Below are 19,639 nucleotides of genomic sequence, written 5' to 3' on the forward strand. Positions count from 1 at the left end.
AAGACTGACGGGTCGATAGGTTAAGCCTCGCCAGACCGTCGTCGGGGCCGCCGTCAACGAGCCCGGGACGCGGTCGGACGACCTCACCGCTCTCCCAGGGGGATCTACCGCATGACCGCCGACACGCCGAGGGACGCCTCAGCCACCCCGCTCCCACCGGTCTTCCAGCCGCTGCACCCGGACGACCCGAGGGAGGTGGGCGGCTACCGGCTGTTCGCCCGGCTCGGGGCCGGCGGCATGGGCCGGGTCTACCTCTCCTACACGCCCGGCGGCCGGCCGGTGGCGCTCAAGGTGGTCCGCCCGGAGTTCGCCGAGGACAGCGAGTTCCGCCGCCGCTTCGCGCAGGAGGTCTCCAACGCCCAGCGGATCCACGGGCTCTACACCGCGCAGGTGATCGACTCCGGCGGCCTGGACGGCGACGCCCCCTGGCTGGTCACCGCGTACGTCCCCGGCCCCTCGCTCCAGCAGGTGGTGCGCGAGAACGGCGCGCTGCCGGTCCGTACCGTGCTGCTGCTGATGGGCGGCGTCGCCGAGGCCCTCCAGGCGATCCACAGCGTCGAGGTGGTCCACCGCGACCTCAAGCCGGCCAACGTCCTAGTGGCCGGCGACGGCCCGCGCGTGATCGACTTCGGCATCGCCCGGGCCGCCGACGCCACCGCGCTCACCGGCACCGGCTACCGGATCGGCTCGCCCGCCTTCATGTCCCCCGAGCAGGCCCAGGGCCGCCCGGTCACGCCGGCCACCGACGTCTTCGCACTCGGCGCGCTGGCCGCCTACGTGGCCGCCGGCTCCGCACCGTTCGGCGACGGCCCGGACACCGCGGTGCTCTACCGCGTGGTGCACGAGCAGCCCGACCTGGACGCCGTCCCGGCCGACCTGCGCGAGCTGATCCTGCGCTGCCTGGCCAAGTCCCCCGAGGACCGGCCCCGGCCCGCCGAGATCATCGAGATCGCCCGCAACCACCCGGCCGTCGGCGGCCAGCTGCGGTTCTCGGACGACTGGCTGCCCCGGCAGGTCAACACCGAGATCACCCGCCGCTCCGACCTGCCGAAGACGCCGCCCACCCCGCTGCCGGCCGCGCCCACCGCTCCCCCCGCCCCGGCCGGTCCGCCGACCGCCCCGCCGCAGCCGGCGACCGTCCCCACCCACCCGGGCACCGCGCCCTCCTTCGGCCCGCCCACCGGCTACGGACCCACCCAGCCGGCCACCCCGCCCACCGGCTACGGCCAGGCCCACCAGGCCACCCCGCCGCCGGGCTTCGTCCCGCCCGCGCTCGGCGCGTACGGCGCCGCGCAGTCGCCCACCGAAGCGCCCACCGGCCCGCTGCTCCCCGCACCGCCGACCGTCCAGCTGCGCCAGGAGCCGCCGTCCTACGACACCCCGCCGCCGGGACCGGTGGTGACGGACACACCGGCGGCGCCGGAGCCGAAGCGCAAGGGCGTCTCCTGGAAGGTGCTGCTGACCGTCGCCCTGGTGATGGCGCTCGGCGGCACCGCGGGCGGTGTGGTGCTGATGGACCGGATGGACAAGTCGAAGAAGGACGAGGCCAGGACGAGCTCCGCCCCGAGCGCGCCGGTCACCCAGCAGCCCGCCGCCCTGCCGACCACTCCGGTGGAGACGACCCCGACCGCCACGACGGGCGGCTCGTCACCGAAGGCGAGCCCGTCCGCGACCTCCGCACCGGTCAGCGCCGTGCCCCTGCCCGGCTCGTCCAGCGCCTCCGGGGTCACCGCCCCGGCCCGGCCGACCGGCTACCAGCTGGTGATCGACAAGAAGCCGCTCTCGATCCCGGGCGCCGAGTACTCCAGCGAGGCGTACCGGATCGACCTGACCACCGGCAACGTGGTGCCGCGCGGCTCCGACCTGAAGTGGGGGCTCGGCCTGACCCGGGAGTCCACCTCCAGCGGCAGCCGGGCCGACTCCTTCGCCAGCTCCGGCGACAGCAAGTCGGACTTCGCGGTCATCACCGAGGCGGCCGTCACCCCCGAGCAGTGCGCGGCGGCGATCGACTCCCGTCCGGACACCGACCTGACCTTCAACCGGGTCACCCCGGGCCGGCTGCTCTGCATCCGCGACCGCGTCACCCGCAACATCGCCATCGCCGCGGTCGAGGTCGCGGACGCCACCACCGGTGCGGCCAAGGTGAACCTGTCCACCTGGCGCGCCAGCTGACCGGACTATCCTGACCAGGTCGAATCCCCACCGGACCGGAGCGAACCGTGTACTTCACCGACCGCGGCATCGAGGAGCTGCAGAGCCGGCGCGGCGACGAGGAGGTCACCTTCGAGTGGCTGGCCGAGCGCCTGCGCGAGTTCGTCGACCTCAACCCGGACTTCGAGGTCCCGGTCGAGCGGCTGGCCACCTGGCTGGCCCGGCTCGACGACGAGGACGACGACTGACCCGGTAGGCCGTCCTCGCAGGCCGGCTGGGCGAAGGGCCCGGAGAGCACCCGCTCTCCGGGCCCTTCGCCGTCCCCCGTAGGGGACGGCTCGGGGTGGGCTCCGGGTCCGCTCCGGGTCGGGGTCCGGCCGGATTCCCTTGACTTCACCGTCACGCGATATATCGTCTTTAGAGAGAGAACGCGATACATCGCGAGTCATCTACGGGAGGCGGCAGAGATGAGCCAGTGGACGGTCGAAGGACCTGACAGGATCACCATCGAGGAGGCCGTCCGGACCCTCCAGGTGCGGATCATCGACGGCACGGTGAACGTGGTGGCCGCCGAGGGGCCCGCCCGCCTGGAGGTCACCGAGCTCAAGGGCGAGCCGCTGCACGTCACCCTGGTCGACGGTGTCCTCACCGTCACCTACAAGGACCTCAGCAGCTGGAACGAGTTCGGCGACGTCCTCAAGTCGGTCGAATCGGTGAAGGGCTTCTTCACCTCGTTCAAGCGCAAGCGGACCGCCGAGGTCACCCTGACCGTGCCCGCCGGCACCGAGGTCAAGGTCGGCACCGTCTCGGCCGCGACGACGGTCTCCGGCTTCACGGAGCGCGTCTCGGCGCAGACCGCCAGCGCCGACGTCACCCTCGTCGGCCTGGCCGGCCGCACCGACGTCAACACCGTCACCGGCGACGTGGACGCCCAGTCGGTGGCCGGCCGGCTCAAGCTGAACACCGTCTCGGGCCGGCTCACCGTGGTCGCCGGCACCGCGGAGAAGGTGTCGGCCAACGCCGTCACCGGCGCGGTCACCCTGGACCTCGCCGCCGCCACCCCGACCGAGATCAAGGTCACCACGGTCAGCGGCGCGGTCGGCGTCCGGCTGCCGTCGCTGGCCGACACCAAGGTCGAGGCCGGCACCACCAGCGGCGACCTCTCCTCCACCTTCGAGCAGCTGAAGGTCGGCGGCTCCTGGGGCACCAAGCGGCTCTCCGGCCAGCTCGGCGACGGCAAGGGCAGCCTCTCCGTGACCACCGTCTCCGGCGCCGTCACCGTCCTGCACCGGCCCGACGCCGAGGAGGACGCCCCGGCCGTGGTGCGGGAGCTGCCCGCCCCGGCCGACCTCACCAAGGGCCCCGACCTCACCAAGGAGGTCTGAGATGACCCCCGTCTTCGGCCACGGCCGGCTTCGCCTCTACCTGCTCAAGCTGCTGGACGAGGCCCCGCGGCACGGCTACGAGGTGATCCGCCTGCTGGAGGAGCGCTTCCAGGGCCTGTACGCGCCCTCGGCGGGTACCGTCTACCCGCGGCTGGCCAAGCTGGAGCAGGAGGGCCTGGTCACGCACAGCACCGAGGGCGGCCGCAAGGTCTACCGGCTCACCGACGCCGGCCGGGCCGAGCTGGAGGCCCGCCAGGGCGAGCTGGACGACCTGGAGCTGGAGATCCACGACTCGGTGGCCCAGCTCGCCGGGGCGATCCGCGAGGACGTCCGCGACAGCGCCCAGGACCTGCGCGAGGAACTGTGGGGCGCGGCGGCGAAGCAGGCCCGGCGGCGCGCCTCCGGTGACGGGGACGCGACCGGGGACGGGGACGGGGACGAGGGCACCACCGGGGACGGCAGCCCGTGGGCCGGACCGTGGAGCGACAGGGCCGCCTGGCAGCGGGCCAAGGACGAGTTCGCCGAGTTCAAGCGGCAGGCCAAGGAGCAGGCCAAACGGGCCAAGGAGCAGGAGAAGGCCGCCAAGGCCAAGGCCAAGGCGGCCGAGGAGGAGGCCCGCCGGCTGCGCGAGCAGTCCCGGGCGGCCCGCACGGCCGCGCAGCAGGAGGCGCTGCGGATCAAGCGCCGGGTCGAGCAGCAGGTCCGCGACCACGCCGCCCGCGGCGACTGGCCGACCGGGCTGGCCGAGGGGCTCTCCGAGCTGACCAGGGGCCTGGCCGGGCTGGCCGACGCGGCCCGCTGGGGCCAGCAGGCCGACGACCGGGCCGAGGAGCGGGGCGAGCGGCCCGCCGACCGGCCGGCCGGAGCGCCCACCGAGAAGGTCACCGTCACCCGGATCGACCTCGACAAGGACGAGCCGACCGGCGCGGCCCCGGCCGACCTGCCGGCGTGGGCGGCCACCGACCCGGCCGGTGACCCGGCCCGGGAGCTGGAGCGGCTGCTCGACCGGTTCCGTGACCAGGTCCGCGACGCGGCCCGGGACGGCGGCGTGTCCGCCGACCGGCTGGCCGAGGCCCGCGCGGTGCTGGGCGCCGCCGGCGAGCGCCTGAAGCGGCTGCTGGGCTGACCCCGGCACCATCGGGTCCGGCATCCCCGCGGGGGTGCCGGACCCGCGCGCGTCACGGGGTCAGGACGATCTTCCCGAAGACGTCGCCCCGCGCGAGCCGGGCGAAGCCGTCCCGGGCGTCGGCCAGCGGGAGCACCGAGTCGATCACCGGGCGGACGCCGGTGGTGGCGCAGAACGAGAGCAGCCCGGCCAGTTCGTCCCGGTCGCCCATGGTGGAGCCGACCACCTTCAGCTCCAGGAAGAAGATCCGGTTCAGCTCGGTGGCGGCCGGGTTGGGGCCGGAGGTGGCCCCGGAGATGACGATCGTGCCGCCCGGGCGGAGCGACTTCACGGAGTGGGACCAGGTCGCGGCGCCGACCGTCTCCATCACCGCGTCGACCCGCTCGGGCAGTCGGGCCCCGGCGGGGAACGCCGCGTCGGCGCCGAGCTCCACGGCCCGGGCGAGCTTGGTCTCGTCGCGGCCGGTGACCCAGACCCGCAGCCCGGCCGCCTTGCCGAGGACCACCAGCGCGGTGGACACACCGCCGCCGGCGCCCTGCACCAGGACGGTGTCCCCCGGCCGCACCCCGGCGTTGGTGAACAGCATCCGGTAGGCCGTCAGCCAGGCGGTGGGCAGGCAGGCGGCCTGCTCGAAGGAGAGCCCGGCGGGCTTGGGCAGCAGGTTCCAGGTGGGGACGGCCACCTGACGGGCGAAGGTGCCCTGGTAGCGCTCGGTCAGGATCGAGCGGGGCTCGTCCGGCCCGACGCCGTGGCCGGACTGGCCGATGACCGAGTGCACGACCACCTCGTTGCCGTGCTCGTCGACCCCGGCCGCGTCGCAGCCCAGGATCATCGGCAGCTTCCCGGCGGGCAGGCCGACCCCGCGCAGCGACCAGAGGTCGTGGTGGTTGAGGCTGGCGGCCCTGACCGTGACCACGCTCCAGCCCGGACGGGCCTGCGGCTCGGGGAGCTCGCCCAGCTCCAGCCCGCCGAGCGGGTCGTCGGCGTCGATTCGTGCGGCGTAGGCAGCAAACATGATCCGGACGATAGCGGCGGGCGCCCGGGGCCGGAACCGCGCGTACGTGTGACGCGCGTCCCGGGGAGGGGGAGCGCCCCCGCGAGGGCGGCGCTCCCCCGGCGCGCGTCAGCGGCGGGCGACGCCCTCCGCGCGGGCGGCCTCGGCGACGGCCTTGCTGACCGCCGGGGCGACCCGCTCGTCGAACGGCGAGGGGATCACCTTCTGCGGCGTCAGCTCGTCCGCCACCACACCGGCGAGCGCCTTGGCCGCGGCCAGCTTCATGCCCTCGGTGATCCGGGTCGCCCGGACCTGCAGGGCGCCGGCGAAGATGCCCGGGAAGGCCAGCACGTTGTTGATCTGGTTCGGGAAGTCGCTGCGCCCGGTGGCCACCACGGCCGCGTACCGGTGCGCGACCTCGGGGTGGATCTCCGGGTTCGGGTTCGCCATGGCGAAGACGAACGCGCCCGCGGCCATGGTCGCGACGACCTCCTCCGGCACCGTGCCGCCGGAGACGCCGATGAAGACGTCGGCGCCGGCCAGCGCGTCGGCCAGCGAGCCCTTGAGGCCGGCCCGGTTGCTCAGCGCGGCGATCTCCGCCTTGACGTCGGTGAGGTCGCCACGGCCCTCGTGCACCACGCCCTTGCGGTCGCAGACCGACACGTCGCCGATGCCGGCGGCCAGCAGCATCTTGGCGATCGCGATACCGGCCGCGCCGGCGCCGGAGATGACGGCCCGCAGCGAGCCGATCTCACGGCCGGTCACCTTGGCCGCGTTCCAGAGCGCGGCGGTGGTGACGATGGCGGTGCCGTGCTGGTCGTCGTGGAAGACCGGGATGTCCAGGGCCTCCTGGAGCCGGCGCTCGATCTCGAAGCAGCGCGGGGCGGAGATGTCCTCCAGGTTGACCCCGCCGAAGGACGGCGCGAGCCGGACCACGGTCTCGACGATCTCGTCCACGTCGGTGCAGGCCAGCGCGATCGGGACGGCGTCCACGCCGCCGAACTGCTTGAAGAGGATCGCCTTGCCCTCCATGACCGGGAGGGACGCCTCGGGGCCGATGTCGCCGAGGCCGAGCACGGCGGTGCCGTCGGTGACCACGGCCACCGTGTTGGCCTTCCAGGTGTAGTCGTTCACCAGCTCGGGCTGCTCGGCGATGGCCGTGCAGACGCGGGCGACACCGGGGGTGTAGGCGAGGGACAGGTCGTCCGCGTCGCGCACCGGGACGGTCGCCCGGACCTCCATCTTGCCGCCGCGGTGGAGCGCGAACACGGCATCGACCGGATCGTCGGTGTCCTGAGTAGTGCTGTGGATGATCTCCGCTGCCACGATGACCTCTTCGTCATTGATCGAGCGAGGGCACGCGGCCGACGGAGCGGACGGCCCGGCCTGGACCGACGTCCGGTCAGCGGTGACCGGTCACCGGTGTCCGGGGACGCCGGGACGTCCCCGGGAAGGCCGGGTCGGGGCGCCGCCGTCGGGCGTGCGCCCTCGGATGAGGGTTTTATTCGAGTTTTCTGCTGCGCCTGGTCTGCGTCGTGCTTCCGCGCCGAGCGTAGGTCGGAGAGAGGCATCGCACCCATGCCTTTTCGTCCAAGTCACATACCGGTCGTACGCCTCACGGCCACCCTGAGGAACCAGGCGTCGCGAGCACCGGCCCCGGCGGCGGCAATGGCGAACGAGCACGCACACCCGCAGGAGTGAACGCAGACACGGAGGGAGGCCGGTGCCTCGGATACGGAGTCGACGTCATGGACTTCCGTTCCTGCGCACCCCGAGCCGGTTGCGGCTCGGCGGTCTGGTTCGAGCGTCGGGGGTCACCCGGTACCGAATTCTGACACACCCGCCCACGGGACCGGCAGAGCGGGATGGGAGGATCCCTCATCCCGCCATCTCGCGTACACCTCCGCGATGCCGCGGTGCCACTCCATCCCTCCCACAGGAGTACCCCCATGCATCACCGTCCCCACTCCCGACGACCGGCCGCCGCCGCACTCGCCCTGGCCACCGCCGGAGCCCTGCTGCTGAGCGGCTGCGGCGGCGGCGGCGACGAGCAGGCCGCGCAGGACCCGCTCCAGGAGATCCGGGGGAAGATCCCGAAGGCCCAGCAGACCGCGAAGGCGCTCCGGATCGGCATGGACGTGAACTACCCGCCGGTGCAGTTCCGCGGCGCCGACGGCAAGCCGGACGGTCTGGACCCCGACATCGCGGCGGCGCTCGGCCGGATCCTCGACCTGCGGATCGAGTACGTCGACACCCCGTTCGACAAGCTGATACCGGAGCTGCACAAGAAGCAGTTCGACGTGGTGATGTCCGCGCTGAGCGACATCCGCCAGCGCCGGGAGGGCATGGACGACCAGGGCAGACCGACGGGCCCCGGCGTGGACTTCGTGGACTACTTCATCGCCGGCACCTCGCTGGTGGTGCCGAAGGGGAACCCGAAGGGCATCCGCACCCTGGACGACCTCTGCGGCCGGACCGTCGCCGTGCAGCAGGGCACCACCCAGGACGAGATCGTGGCCCGGCAGGTCACGGCCTGCACCCGGGCCGGCAAGCCGCTCACCGTGCACAAGTTCGACACCGACGCCAAGGCGCTGGCCGAGGTCGCCTCGGGTGCGTCGCAGGCCGGACTGAACGACTTCCCGGTGGCCGCCTACGCGGCGAAGAACACCGACGGCGGCAACCGCTTCGAGGTGACCGGCTCGCAGTCCCGGTCCAACCCGTACGGGATCGCCCTGCGCAAGGAGGACACCGAGCTGCGGGACGTCCTGGCCAAGGCGGTCGACCAGCTGATCCGCAGCGGCGAGTACGACAAGATCCTCGCCAAGTGGAACGTCTCCGCGGGCGCGGCCCAGAACGCGGTGGTCAACGGCGGAATCTGAGCGGGAACGGAGCACGGGGCCCGCGTCCGGGCGGGCGCGGCGGGGCAGCCGCAATTCGGGCGAGAGCGCGGGCGGGCCTCCGGGCGGACCGCACGGGGGTCTGCATACTTATACACAGGGTGACAGGGACACGGTATCCGTCCGAATAGCGGACGGCACGCCCCCTCGTTATCCGATTTTGATCTGAATAAGGACCACCCGCCCGTCATCAGATGGCAGGATTCCCCCCATCTCGGATCGAGCCGGCCACTGGTCGAGGCGGTTCGGTCAAACGCCCACCTCGGCGGACGGTGGCGGAGAGCAGTACCTCGTACCACCCTGCGCAGTCACCCTGCCCCACCCGTACAGCGCCGTACGGCCTACTGCCCCGGTGTGCCGCCCCCCGCGGTGCGCTCCGCCCGACCTCTCCCTCAGGAGGAGATCTCCCCCATGATCGTCCGTACCCAGCGCACCCGTCTCCTCGCCGGCGCGGCCGTGCTCGCGTCCGCGTCGCTCGTGCTGACCGCCTGCGGCAGCAGCAAGGAGGAGAGCAGCGGCGCGCCGAATGCCTCCGCAACCGTCAACGAGGTGAAGGTCGACGAGAAGCTGACCGCGCTCGTCCCGGCCGACGTCAAGTCCGCCGGCAAGATCGTGGTCGGTACGGACGCCTCGTACGCGCCGAACGAGTTCAAGGACGACAGCGGCAAGATCGTCGGCATGGACGTCGACCTGGCCAACGCCGTCGCGGCCAAGCTCGGCCTCAAGGCCGACGTCCAGGACTCGCAGTTCACCGCGATCATCCCGGGCATCCAGTCGAACAAGTTCCAGCTCGGCATGTCGTCCCTCACGGACAACAAGGAGCGCGAGCAGACCGTCGACCTGGTCACCTACTTCAACGCCGGCAGCGCGATCGCGGTCAAGAAGGGCAACCCGGACAAGATCAACGCCGACGACCTCTGCGGCAAGAAGATCGCCGTCCAGACCGGCACCACCCAGGCCCAGGAGATCACCGACACCCGCAGCCCCGCCTGCGTCAAGGCCGGCAAGCCGGGTGTCGTGAACGACGGCGACAAGTTCGACCTGCAGACCGACGTCACCAACGCGGTGGTCTCCGGCCGCGACCAGGCGATGATGGCCGACTCCCCGGTCGTCGACTACGCGATCAAGCAGTCCGGCGGCCAGCTGGAGAAGCTCGGCTCCACCTACGACTCGGCCCCCTACGGCATCGCGCTCGCCAAGGGCTCCGCGCTCGCCCCGGCCGTCCAGGGCGCCGTCCAGTCGCTGATCGACGACGGCACCTACAAGCAGATCCTCGCCAAGTGGGGCGTCGAGGCCGGCGCCCTCGACAAGTCCACGCTCAACGGCGCCGTCAGCTGACCCTCCGCCGGATTCCTCTCTCCCCCGAGGCCACACCGTGAATTCTCTGGACAAGGGGCACGCGGAGAAGGGACGGCCTGAGACCATCAAGGCCGTCCCGGTCCGCCACCCCGGACGCTGGGCGGGCGCCGTCGTCATCGCCGTCCTCGGCGCGATGCTGCTGAGCGCCCTCTTCACCAACCCCGCTTTCAAGTGGGACATCGTCGGGAAGTACCTCTTCCACGACAGCATCGTGCACGGCATGCTCGTCACGCTGGAGCTGACCGCGCTCGCCATGATCATGGGTGTGGTCGGCGGCATCATCCTCGCGGTGATGCGGCTCTCCCGGAACCCGCTGCTCTCCGGCACCGCCTGGATCTACATCTGGATCTTCCGCGGCACGCCGGTCCTGGTGCAGCTGGTCTTCTGGAACTTCCTCGGCCTGATCTGGGCCAAGCTCTCGATCGGCGTGCCGTGGGGACCGGAGTTCTGGTCCGAGTCCACCAACGTGCTGATCCCGACCTTCGTCGCCGCCCTGCTGGGCCTCGGCCTGAACGAGGCCGCCTACATGGCGGAGATCGTCCGCGGCGGCATCCAGTCGGTGGACGAGGGCCAGGCCGAGGCGTCGCACGCGCTCGGCATGAGCCAGTTCCAGACCATGCGGCGGGTCATCCTGCCGCAGGCCATGCGGGTGATCATCCCGCCGACCGGCAACGAGACCATCTCGATGCTCAAGACCACCTCGCTGGTCTCCGTGATCTCCCTGGAGGAGATCTTCCGCGCCGGTCAGATCATCTACTCTCGGAACTACCAGAACATCCCGATCCTGATCGTGGTCAGCCTCTGGTACCTCGCCTTCACCTCCGTGCTGACCGTCGGCCAGTACTACATCGAGCGGCACTACGCCCGCGGCTCCAACCGGACCCTCCCGCCCACCCCGCTGCAGCGACTGCGGGGCCTGTTCGCCGGGAAGCCCACCCCGAAGACCCAGTCCGACGTGGTCCCGGGGCTTGAGGGAGGTGGTCACGTATGACCGATCTGACCAAGCCGACCGCCGACGCCGCCCAGGGCGGCCCGATGGTCCGGTCCGAGAACGTCCACAAGTCCTACGGCACCGTCCAGGTCCTCAAGGGCATCGACCTGGAGGTCAAGCAGGGCGAGGTGTTCTGTCTGATCGGCCCCTCCGGCTCCGGCAAGTCGACCTTCCTCCGGTGCATCAACCACCTGGAGAAGATCAACGGCGGCCGGCTCTGGGTGGACGGCGACCTCGTCGGCTACCGCCAGAAGGGCGACAAGCTCTACGAGCTCAAGGACAGCGAGGTCGCGCTGAAGCGGCGCGACATCGGCATGGTCTTCCAGCGCTTCAACCTGTTCCCGCACATGACCGCCATAGAGAACGTCATCGAGGCGCCGGTGCAGGTCAAGGGCGAGAGCAGGAGCTCCGCCCGGGAACGCGGGATGGCGCTGCTGGAGCGGGTCGGTCTGGCCGACAAGGCCAAGAACTACCCGTCCCAACTCTCCGGCGGCCAGCAGCAGCGGGTGGCGATCGCCCGGGCCCTGGCCATGAAGCCCAAGCTGATGCTCTTCGACGAGCCCACGTCGGCACTCGACCCCGAGCTGGTCGGCGACGTCCTCGACGTCATGCGCGGCCTCGCCGAGGAGGGGATGACCATGGTGGTCGTCACCCACGAGATGGGCTTCGCCCGCGAGGTCGGCGACGCGCTGGTGTTCATGGACGGCGGCGTCGTCGTCGAGTCCGGCAACCCGCGCCAGGTCCTCACCGACCCGCAGCACGAACGCACCCGCGCGTTCCTCTCCAAGGTGCTCTGAGCACGTCCACGTCGGCGCCCGGCAGGCCCGCCCTGCCGGGCGCCGACGTTTTCCCCGCACAGGTAATAGGCTGGACGCAGTCAGCCCGTTACCAACCCCTGGAAGGACCCCCGTGGAGCTCGCCTCGTACGCCGATCTGGCCGTCCGGCTGGTGAACACCGAGGAGCCCGAGCGCGGCACCGACTCGCTGACCTCGGTGGATGCGGTGCGCGGACTGTTCTCGGACTCGTCCCGGGCCCGCGACCTCGCCGACGAATCCGACCTGCCCCGGCTGCGGGCCGTCCGCACCCGGCTGCGCGGAGTCTTCGAGGCCGCCGCCGAGGGCGACGAGTTCCGCAGCGTCGACCTGCTGAACAGCCTGCTCATGGAGTTCCCGGTCAGCCCGCTGGTCTCCGGCCACGACTACCTGGACGCCGCCGGCCGGCCCCGCTGGCACCTGCACCTCGCCGACAACTCCCCCACCGCCACCGCGCACTTCAGCGCCGTCGCCTGCATGGGCCTGGCCGTCCACCTGACCGAGACGGGCGCCGACCGGCTCGGCATCTGCCAGGCCGCACCCTGCCGCAACTCCTACCTGGACACCTCGACCAACCGGTCCCGGCGGTACTGCTCCGACCGCTGCGCGACCCGCGCCAACGTCGCCGCCTACCGGGCCCGCAAGCGGCTGGAGGCCCAGGAGGCCGCCACCGCCGGCCAGGGCTGAGGGCCCGGACCTACGCCCGGCTCCCCCGGATCTCCTCCGGGCGGACCCAGACGCCGCAGCGCCGGGCCAGGCCGGGGATCCGGGCCAGCGGGGTGGAGAGCAGCAGGCGCTCCAGCCCGCGGCCGGGGGCCAGCCAGGCCGGGCGCGGGCGCAGCCGCAGCAGCACCCGGCCGAGCACCAGCTCGTCCGGGACCGCGCCGTAGCTGCGGCTGTCGCTGTCGACCGGCCGGTTGTCGGAGAGCAGCCACCAGCCCGTGGGGCGCCGGGCGTCGGCCCGTTTGACCACCAACAGGTCCTGCTGGAACGGGTGACGGAACACCACCACCGCGCCCGGCCTGATCCGTGCCCCGTACCGGACCAGCAGCTGGTCCCCCTCCCGCAGCGTCGGCACCATCGAGTCGCCCGCCACGTCGATCAGCCCGAACGGCGCGCCGCCCCCCGGGGCGCCGTCCTCCGGTTCCGCGCTCCGTGCCACGACTCGTCCTCCCGGCTCGCGCCCGCGTCCTCGGCTCCCAAGTCTGCCGTACGGACCGTCACCCGCCGGTGTCCGGATTGGCCGGGTTCCGGCTCGGCCTTTTGCCCTAGGCCCGCCGCCCGATCGCGAAACCCCGCGACCGGCGGGGTAATCTCGGCCGCGGGAAGACGATCTAAGGAAGGACTCCCATGTTCTCTCGTCTGTTTGCACCGCGTGCCACCGCGCACGCCCACTGCGACCTGCCCTGCGGCGTGTACGACCCCGCCCAGGCGCGGATCGAGGCCGAGTCGGTGAAGGCCACCCAGGAGAAGTACCAGGCCAACGAGGACGCGCACTTCCGCGCTCGCGCCGTCATCATCAAGGAGCAGCGCGCGGAGGCCGTCAAGCACCACATCTCGGTGCTCTGGAGCGACTACTTCAAGGCCCCGCACTTCGAGAAGTACCCGCAGCTGCACCAGCTGATCAACGACACCCTGAAGGCCGCCTCGGCCGCCAAGGCGTCGACCGACCCGGCCACCGGCCAGGCGCTGCTCGACCTGATCGCCGAGGTCGACAAGATCTTCTGGGAGACCAAGCAGGGCTGACCCCCGGTCAGCACCCCTCGGCCGCCCCCGTCCGCACCGCCGGACGGGGGCGGCCGTGCGTTCTCCGCGGGTCGGGCCCCGCCGCCGCCCAGGCCCGCGTCCGCGACCTGCCCGGGCGGTCCGCGTCCGCACCCGGCCCGGTAAGGGTTACCTGACCGGAGCGCTTGTTATGCTGCCTGGGCGTCCCGAGGGGAAGCCGGTGCGAATCCGGCGCTGACCCGCAACGGTGAACGGTGCCCCGCACCGTGAGTCCGACCGCCCCGGGGCGCCGACCTCCCGACAACTCGCCGTGGACTGCGAGGGGATGCCGCCCCGGCGTACCCTCCGCCCGGACGTGCCGCCCCGCGCCGCCCCGGCCCGAGGCGAAGGCGCGCCGCTTGTGAGCACCACCGCCACCGCACCCCCGATACCGGCCGCCGCGCCGCCCGCGCCCGGGACACGCCGGACACCCACCGCGCCGCTGGCCGCCGGCCTGGCCGCGGCCCTGCTGCTCTCGCTGGTCTGCGCCGTGGCGGTGGGCTCCTCCGGACTCGGCTGGGCCCGGGTGCTGCGACTGCTCGGCGCCGGCCTGACCGGCGGCCGGCTGGAGGCCGACGAGGCCGCCGCCTACGCGATCGTCTGGGAGATCCGGCTGCCGCGTGCCGTCCTCGCCGCCGTGGTCGGCGCCGGACTGGCCGCCACCGGGGTCGCGGTCCAGGCGATGGTCCGCAACGCGCTGGCCGACCCCTTCGTGCTCGGCATCTCCTCCGGCGCCTCGGTCGGCGCCAACGCCGTGCTCATGCTGGGCGCCTTCGCCTCGCTCGGCGTCTGGGCGCTCTCCGTCTCCGCCTTCGGCGCGGCCCTGCTCGCCATGGTGCTCGTCTACCTGACGGCCCGTACCGCCTACGGCCTCACCCCGCTGCGCCTGGTGCTGACCGGCACCGCGATGTCCTACGGCTTCTCCGCCGTCACGGCGCTGATGGTGTTCGCCGCCGCCCGCGGCGAGGCCGCCCGCTCCGCCATGATGTGGCTGCTCGGCAGCCTCGGCGGGGCCACCTGGGGCTCGGTGCCGATCGCCGCCGTCACCGTGCTCGCCGGACTGACCCACCTGATCTGCTCCGCCGGGCGGCTGGACGCGCTCGCCATGGGCGACGAGACGGCCGCCTCGCTCGGAGTCGACCCGGACCGGCTGCGCCGCGAACTGTTCGTCGTGACCGCCGCCGTCACCGGCACGGTCGTCGCGGTCAGCGGCGCGATCGGCTTCGTCGGGCTGATGGTCCCGCACGTGGTGCGGATGCTGGTCGGCGCCGGCCACCGCCGGGTGCTGCTGATCGCGCCGCTCGCCGGGGCCCTGCTGCTGGTCTGGGTGGACATCGTCTCGCGCACCCTGCTGGCCCCGGCCGAACTTCCGGTCGGGGTGGTCACCGCGGCCCTCGGGGTGCCCTGCTTCCTGCTGCTGATGCGCCGCCGCGGCTACTCCTTCGGAGGTGGCCGATGAGGGCCGTCCGCACGACCGTCCCCGACCTCACCGCGGACCCCGCCCTGGACCTCGCCGTCGACCGCGTCTCGGTCGAGCTGGCCGGCCTCCGGCTGGTCCACGACGTCACCCTGACCGCCGCCGCCGGGCAGGTGGTCGGCCTGGTCGGACCGAACGGCAGCGGCAAGTCCACGCTGCTGCGCTGCGTCTACCGGGCGCTGCGGCCCGCCGCCGGGGCCGTCCGGCTGGGCGGCGAGGAACTGCACGCGCTCACCGCGCGCGAGGCCGCCCGGCGGGTCGCCGCGCTGCCCCAGGAGCACTCCGCCGAGTTCGACTTCACCGTGGCCGAGGTGGTCGCCATGGGCCGGCTGCCGCACCGGCGCGGCCCGGCCGCCGGGCCCGCCGCCGGCGACGGCGAGCGGTGCGCCGCGGCGCTGCGCCGGGTGGGTGCGGCCCACCTCGCCGAACGGGGCTTCCTGAGCCTGTCCGGCGGCGAGAAGCAGCGGGTGCTGATCGCCCGCGCGCTGGTCCAGGAACCGAAGGTGCTGGTGCTCGACGAGCCCACCAACCACCTCGACATCGCGCACCAGTTGGAGGTGCTGGCGCTGGTCCGGGAGGCCGGGCCGACGGTACTCACCGCGCTGCACGACCTCAACCTGGCGGCCGGCCACTGCGACCTGCTGTACGTGGTCGCGGCCGGGCGGATCGTCGCCTCCGGACCGCCCGCCGAGGTGCTCGAACCCGGCCTGCTCGCCGAGGTGTTCGGGGTCCGCGCGACGCCCGTCCGGCACCCGGGGACCGGCGCCGTCCAGCTGCTCTTCGACCGACTCGCCAAGTGACCCCCCGTTGATCCAGCAAGGAACCGCCATGCGTACCAAAGCCGTTGCCGCCGCCGCCCTGCTCGCCCTCGCCCTCACCGGCTGCGGCGCCGAGATAGCCCCGAGCGGTGACGGCGCCACCGCCTCCGCCCACTACCCGGTGACCGTCCGCAACTGCGGCACCGAGCTCACCTTCCGGCAGAAGCCGGCACGGACGGTGACCAACGACGTCGGCATCACCGAGCTGATGCTCGCGCTCGGGCTGGAGGACCGGATGGCCGGCTACGTCATGCCGGACGACAAGGGCGACGTCGAGAAGGTCGCCTGGAAGGACGGCTACCAGCGGACCACCTGGCTCTCCAAGAAGCAGATCACCAAGGAGATCGCGCTGGAGGCCAAGGCCGACCTGGTCTTCGCCGGCTGGCACTACGGCTTCGACGACGCGAGCGGCGTCACCCCGCAGGCCCTGGCCGACCTGGGTGTCGCCTCCTACGTGCTCAGCGAGTCCTGCCGCAGCGGCAAGGGCCCGGAGCGCGGCGTGATGGCCCCGCTGGACGCGCTCTACACGGACCTCGCCAACCTGGGCGAGATCTTCGACGTGCGGGACCGGGCCGACAAGCTGATCGCCGAGTTCAGGACCCAGGTGGCCGCCGTGCCGGAGCCGGCGTACCGCCCCGGCGTGTTCCTCTACGACAGCGGCGAGGACAAGCCGTTCACCTCGGGGAAGTTCGCGGCGCCGGAGGAGATCATCTCCAAGGCCGGCGGCCGGAACGTGATGGGCGACGTCGCCGACTCCTGGACCACGGTGGGCTGGGAGAGCGTGGTCCAGCGCGACCCCGAGGTGATCGTGATCAACAACTACGGCACCCCGGACGCCGAGGCCAAGCGGAAGTTCCTGAAGACCTTCCCGCCGCTGGCCGGCGTCTCCGCCGTCCGCAACGACCGGATCTTCGTCCTGGACTACGTCGACCTGGTGGAGAGCCCGCGCAACCCGGCCGCGATCACCGCGCTGGCGGCCTACCTGCGGACCGTGCCGGCCCGCTGAACCACCGCCCCCGCGGCCGGTTCCGCCGGGCGTACGCTCGAAGGTACGAGCCGACGGAACCGACCGCAGGAGCGAGCACATGACCGCCATGGCCGCACCGCCCGCCTTCGACACCGGAGCCCTTCGCCAGGGCATCGAACACGCCGACGCCGCGGCCCTGCTGGCGCTCTACGCGGACGACGCCGAGGTCCGCGTGGTCGACCGCACCACCCAGCCCAGCCACCCCCTGGTCATGCACGGCCGGGACGAGATCGGCGCCCTGCTGGACGACCTCTACGGCCGGCAGACCACCCACCGGCTGGAACAGGTGGTGCTCCAGGACGACCGCCTCGCCTTCCTGGAGTCCTGCCGCTACCCGGACGGCGTCCGGGTGCTGGTCAGCTCGGTCGCGGACCTGCGCGACGGGCGGATCGTCGACCAGACCTCGGTCCAGGCCTGGGACGAGAACGAACCGGCCCAGTAGGCTCGTGCCATGATCCGCACCGCCGTCGCCACCGACGTTCCGCTCATCCGCACCCTGATCCACGAGCTCGCGACGTACGAGAAGGCCCCCGACGAGGCCGTGGCCACCGACGACCAGCTGCACGACGCGCTGTTCGGCGCCGAGCCGGCCGTGTTCGGCCTGATCGCCGAGGACGACACCACCGGCGAGCCGGTCGGCTTCGCGCTCTGGTTCCGCAACTTCTCGACCTGGCGCGGCACCCACGGCGTCTACCTGGAGGACCTCTACGTCCGCCCGGAGGCCCGCGGCGGCGGCCACGGCAAGGCGCTGCTGCTGGAACTGGCGCGGATCGCCGTCGAGCGCGGCTACTCCCGGGTGGAGTGGTCGGTGCTGGACTGGAACGAGCCCTCGATCGACTTCTACAAGGCGCTCGGCGCGGTGCCGATGGACGGCTGGACCGTCTACCGGCTCACCGGCGACGCGCTCGCCGCCGCCGGCACCCGCTGAAACCGGCGCGCGGGGGCGCGCACGGACGGCACACAAGGCCCGCGTCCGACCACTGCCACCCTGCGTCGCGATGCCTTACCATGAGTGACTCCCGTACCGGGTCAGGAAAGCGGTAACGTCTCGGACGGACGCGCGGCGTCCGGCCACTCCTTGAGGGGTATGACCGGTACGTACCGCACCACCCCTCTGGACAGTTGGGGCGAAGCAGTTGAGCCAAGCAACAGACAGTGCCGCGGCCACCGGCCCGGAAGCACAGCGCGTCACCCAGGAGGTGAGGGTGTCCCAGATCGACGGCGAGCCCGGAGTGCAGGACTTCGTGGAGGTCCGGCTGCCCGCTGCGGGCGCCTACCTCTCGGTCCTGCGAACAGCCACGGCGGGCCTCGCGGCCCGGCTGGACTTCACGCTGGACGAGATCGAGGACCTGCGCATCGCGGTCGACGAGGCGTGCGCCATCCTGCTCCAGCAGGCCGTCCCCGGTTCGGTCCTCTCCTGCGAGTTCCGACTGGTCGGCGACTCGCTGAAGGTGATCGTCTCGGCGCCGACCACCGACGGCCGGGCCCCCGAGCGGGACACCTTCGCCTGGACGGTGCTCTCGGCACTGGCCGGCGAGGTGGAGTCCACGGTCGCCGAGGACAACACCGTGTCGATCAGCCTGCACAAGAAGCGTGGCGGCCCCGCCACCCACTAGTGCCGCCGCGAGAGATCGCGGCAGCACCGACCGAGAGCCGTCCGCCCGGTACCCACCCGGGCCGGCGGACGGCTCCCCGTACCGCCCCCACCGGGCGGTACGACCATCGAGACGAACCGGGGCCGGCGGCCCCGGCGCTCCCGGAACGGAACGGGGGAATGGCCGTGAGTGATCTGGACCGTACCGGCCTCGCGACGGCGGGCCCTGCCGTACCGACCCAGGCGAGCATGCCCGGCCTCGCCGCCAACGACGAAGCGCACCCGAAGGACGCCCAGCGGATGAGCCAGCCGACCGAGCCGACGCCCGATCCGTCGCCCACGCCCGAGCCGCAGGCCGCGGACCTCCCGGACGAGGCGGCCACGGCGGCCGACACGGCCGAGCAGGCTGCCGAGGCGCTGCGCGCCGCGGTGCCCGCCCAGACCCCGCACCGCAGCGGTGCACCGGACCGCGAAGCGGCCCGGGCGCTGTTCGTCCGGCTGTCCGCGCTGCCCGACGGCTCCTCGGAGCGCGTCGAGCTGCGCAACCAGCTGGTGCGCATGCACATCCCGCTGGTCGAGCACCTGGCCCGGCGGTTCCGCAACCGCGGCGAGCCGCTGGACGACCTGACCCAGGTCGCCACCATCGGCCTGATCAAGTCGGTGGACCGCTTCGACCACGAGCGCGGGGTCGAGTTCTCCACCTACGCGACGCCGACGATCGTCGGCGAGATCAAGCGGCACTTCCGCGACAAGGGCTGGGCGGTCCGGGTACCGCGCCGGCTCCAGGAGCTGCGGCTCTCGCTGACCACGGCGACCAGCGAGCTCTCCCAGCGGCACGGCCGCTCCCCCACGGTGCACGAGCTGGCCGAGCACCTGGGGATCTCCGAGGAGGACGTGCTGGAGGGTCTGGAGTCCGCCAACGCGTACTCCACGCTCTCGCTGGACGTGCCGGACAGCGACGACGAGTCGCCGGCCGTCGCGGACACCCTGGGCACCACCGACGAGGCCCTGGAGGGCGTCGAGTACCGCGAGTCGCTCAAGCCGCTGCTGGCCCAACTGCCGCCCCGGGAGCAGAAGATCCTGGTGCTGCGGTTCTTCCGGAACATGACCCAGTCGCAGATCGCCGCCGAGGTGGGCATCTCCCAGATGCACGTCTCCCGGCTGCTCGCCCGGACCCTCGCCCAGCTGCGGGAGAAGCTGCTGGTGGAGGAGTAGGGCGTGCCCGGCACGCCCCACCGGTGGC

The 19,639-nt window shown here is 72.6% G+C and carries 20 protein-coding genes and 1 riboswitch; of the genes, 17 read left to right on the forward strand and 3 right to left on the reverse strand.

Translation table 11 applies throughout. From position 1 onward, the window contains the following. Positions 1-111: 111 nt before the first annotated feature. The 4 genes from ABZY91_RS03010 (at position 112) to ABZY91_RS03025 (ending at position 4,662) form a co-directional block, all read left to right on the forward strand. The gene (locus ABZY91_RS03010) at positions 112-2,172 is read left to right on the forward strand and encodes a protein kinase (RefSeq protein WP_355399351.1); all 2,061 of its coding nucleotides are present in this window, start codon (positions 112-114) and stop codon (positions 2,170-2,172) included. 47 nt (positions 2,173-2,219) lie between these two features. Next, on the forward strand, positions 2,220-2,399 hold the full coding sequence (locus ABZY91_RS03015) for a DUF6104 family protein (RefSeq protein WP_329883083.1): 180 nt from the start codon (positions 2,220-2,222) through the stop codon (positions 2,397-2,399). A gap of 219 nt (positions 2,400-2,618) precedes the next feature. Continuing rightward, positions 2,619-3,536: a DUF4097 family beta strand repeat-containing protein gene (locus tag ABZY91_RS03020; protein WP_355399353.1), complete on the forward strand. Its 918-nt coding sequence runs from the start codon at positions 2,619-2,621 to the stop codon at positions 3,534-3,536. A gap of 1 nt (position 3,537) precedes the next feature. After that, a complete protein-coding gene (locus ABZY91_RS03025; protein ID WP_355399355.1) occupies positions 3,538-4,662 on the forward strand; it encodes a PadR family transcriptional regulator in 1,125 nt (374 codons plus the stop codon). A gap of 52 nt (positions 4,663-4,714) precedes the next feature. Here the strand turns inward: ABZY91_RS03025 and ABZY91_RS03030 are convergent, their stop codons facing one another. Next, complete coding sequence (locus ABZY91_RS03030) at positions 4,715-5,677, reverse strand: zinc-binding dehydrogenase (RefSeq protein WP_329952257.1); 963 nt, start codon at positions 5,675-5,677, stop codon at positions 4,715-4,717. Between the two features lie 108 nt (positions 5,678-5,785). Continuing rightward, positions 5,786-6,982, reverse strand: coding sequence for an NADP-dependent malic enzyme (locus ABZY91_RS03035; protein ID WP_355399357.1), 1,197 nt, complete (start codon positions 6,980-6,982; stop codon positions 5,786-5,788). A gap of 623 nt (positions 6,983-7,605) precedes the next feature. Between ABZY91_RS03035 and ABZY91_RS03040 the strand changes: the two genes are divergently transcribed. The 5 genes from ABZY91_RS03040 (at position 7,606) to ABZY91_RS03060 (ending at position 12,403) form a co-directional block, all read left to right on the forward strand. Then, positions 7,606-8,535, forward strand: coding sequence for an ABC transporter substrate-binding protein (locus ABZY91_RS03040; protein WP_355399359.1), 930 nt, complete (start codon positions 7,606-7,608; stop codon positions 8,533-8,535). A 429-nt stretch (positions 8,536-8,964) separates the two neighbouring features. Further along, positions 8,965-9,891, forward strand: coding sequence for an ABC transporter substrate-binding protein (locus ABZY91_RS03045; protein WP_355399361.1), 927 nt, complete (start codon positions 8,965-8,967; stop codon positions 9,889-9,891). A 37-nt stretch (positions 9,892-9,928) separates the two neighbouring features. Continuing rightward, positions 9,929-10,903: an amino acid ABC transporter permease gene (locus ABZY91_RS03050; protein WP_329883090.1), complete on the forward strand. Its 975-nt coding sequence runs from the start codon at positions 9,929-9,931 to the stop codon at positions 10,901-10,903. Positions 10,904-10,947: 44 nt separating this feature from the next. Continuing rightward, positions 10,948-11,700 (forward strand): amino acid ABC transporter ATP-binding protein, encoded by a 753-nt coding sequence (locus ABZY91_RS03055; protein WP_329883209.1) that lies wholly within the window; start codon positions 10,948-10,950, stop codon positions 11,698-11,700. A 112-nt stretch (positions 11,701-11,812) separates the two neighbouring features. Then, positions 11,813-12,403, forward strand: coding sequence for a CGNR zinc finger domain-containing protein (locus ABZY91_RS03060; RefSeq protein ID WP_355399364.1), 591 nt, complete (start codon positions 11,813-11,815; stop codon positions 12,401-12,403). A 10-nt stretch (positions 12,404-12,413) separates the two neighbouring features. On the opposite strand, the gene sodX is transcribed toward ABZY91_RS03060, so the two are convergent. Continuing rightward, positions 12,414-12,878 (reverse strand): nickel-type superoxide dismutase maturation protease, encoded by a 465-nt coding sequence (gene sodX, locus ABZY91_RS03065; RefSeq protein ID WP_355399366.1) that lies wholly within the window; start codon positions 12,876-12,878, stop codon positions 12,414-12,416. 188 nt (positions 12,879-13,066) lie between these two features. Between sodX and sodN the strand changes: the two genes are divergently transcribed. The 8 genes from sodN to ABZY91_RS03105 all read left to right on the forward strand — a co-directional run bounded on the left by sodN (position 13,067) and on the right by ABZY91_RS03105 (position 19,611). Continuing rightward, entirely contained in the window at positions 13,067-13,462 is a 396-nt protein-coding gene (sodN, locus tag ABZY91_RS03070) for a superoxide dismutase, Ni (RefSeq protein ID WP_030392857.1), read from the forward strand. Positions 13,463-13,603: 141 nt separating this feature from the next. Next, positions 13,604-13,740, forward strand: a riboswitch (cobalamin riboswitch). A gap of 101 nt (positions 13,741-13,841) precedes the next feature. Next, a complete protein-coding gene (locus tag ABZY91_RS03075) occupies positions 13,842-14,939 on the forward strand; it encodes an iron ABC transporter permease (protein ID WP_355399368.1) in 1,098 nt (365 codons plus the stop codon). A 44-nt stretch (positions 14,940-14,983) separates the two neighbouring features. After that, positions 14,984-15,757, forward strand: a complete 774-nt coding sequence (locus ABZY91_RS03080) for an ABC transporter ATP-binding protein (protein ID WP_329952295.1) — start codon at positions 14,984-14,986, stop codon at positions 15,755-15,757. A 28-nt stretch (positions 15,758-15,785) separates the two neighbouring features. After that, the gene (locus tag ABZY91_RS03085; protein WP_355399370.1) at positions 15,786-16,781 is read left to right on the forward strand and encodes an ABC transporter substrate-binding protein; all 996 of its coding nucleotides are present in this window, start codon (positions 15,786-15,788) and stop codon (positions 16,779-16,781) included. Between the two features lie 79 nt (positions 16,782-16,860). Then, the gene (locus ABZY91_RS03090) at positions 16,861-17,244 is read left to right on the forward strand and encodes a nuclear transport factor 2 family protein (protein ID WP_355399372.1); all 384 of its coding nucleotides are present in this window, start codon (positions 16,861-16,863) and stop codon (positions 17,242-17,244) included. A gap of 9 nt (positions 17,245-17,253) precedes the next feature. Continuing rightward, positions 17,254-17,730, forward strand: coding sequence for a GNAT family N-acetyltransferase (locus ABZY91_RS03095; protein ID WP_329883096.1), 477 nt, complete (start codon positions 17,254-17,256; stop codon positions 17,728-17,730). A gap of 277 nt (positions 17,731-18,007) precedes the next feature. Continuing rightward, the gene (locus ABZY91_RS03100; RefSeq protein ID WP_329883097.1) at positions 18,008-18,418 is read left to right on the forward strand and encodes an anti-sigma regulatory factor; all 411 of its coding nucleotides are present in this window, start codon (positions 18,008-18,010) and stop codon (positions 18,416-18,418) included. 164 nt (positions 18,419-18,582) lie between these two features. Then, positions 18,583-19,611 carry an RNA polymerase sigma factor SigF gene (locus ABZY91_RS03105; protein WP_329883098.1) on the forward strand — a complete coding sequence of 343 codons (1,029 nt, stop codon included), beginning with the start codon at positions 18,583-18,585 and terminating at the stop codon, positions 19,609-19,611. The last annotated feature ends 28 nt before the right edge of the window (positions 19,612-19,639 follow it).

The sequence above is a fragment of the Kitasatospora sp. NPDC002965 genome (assembly GCF_040611255.1).
Classification (GTDB): Bacteria; Actinomycetota; Actinomycetes; order Streptomycetales; family Streptomycetaceae; genus Kitasatospora.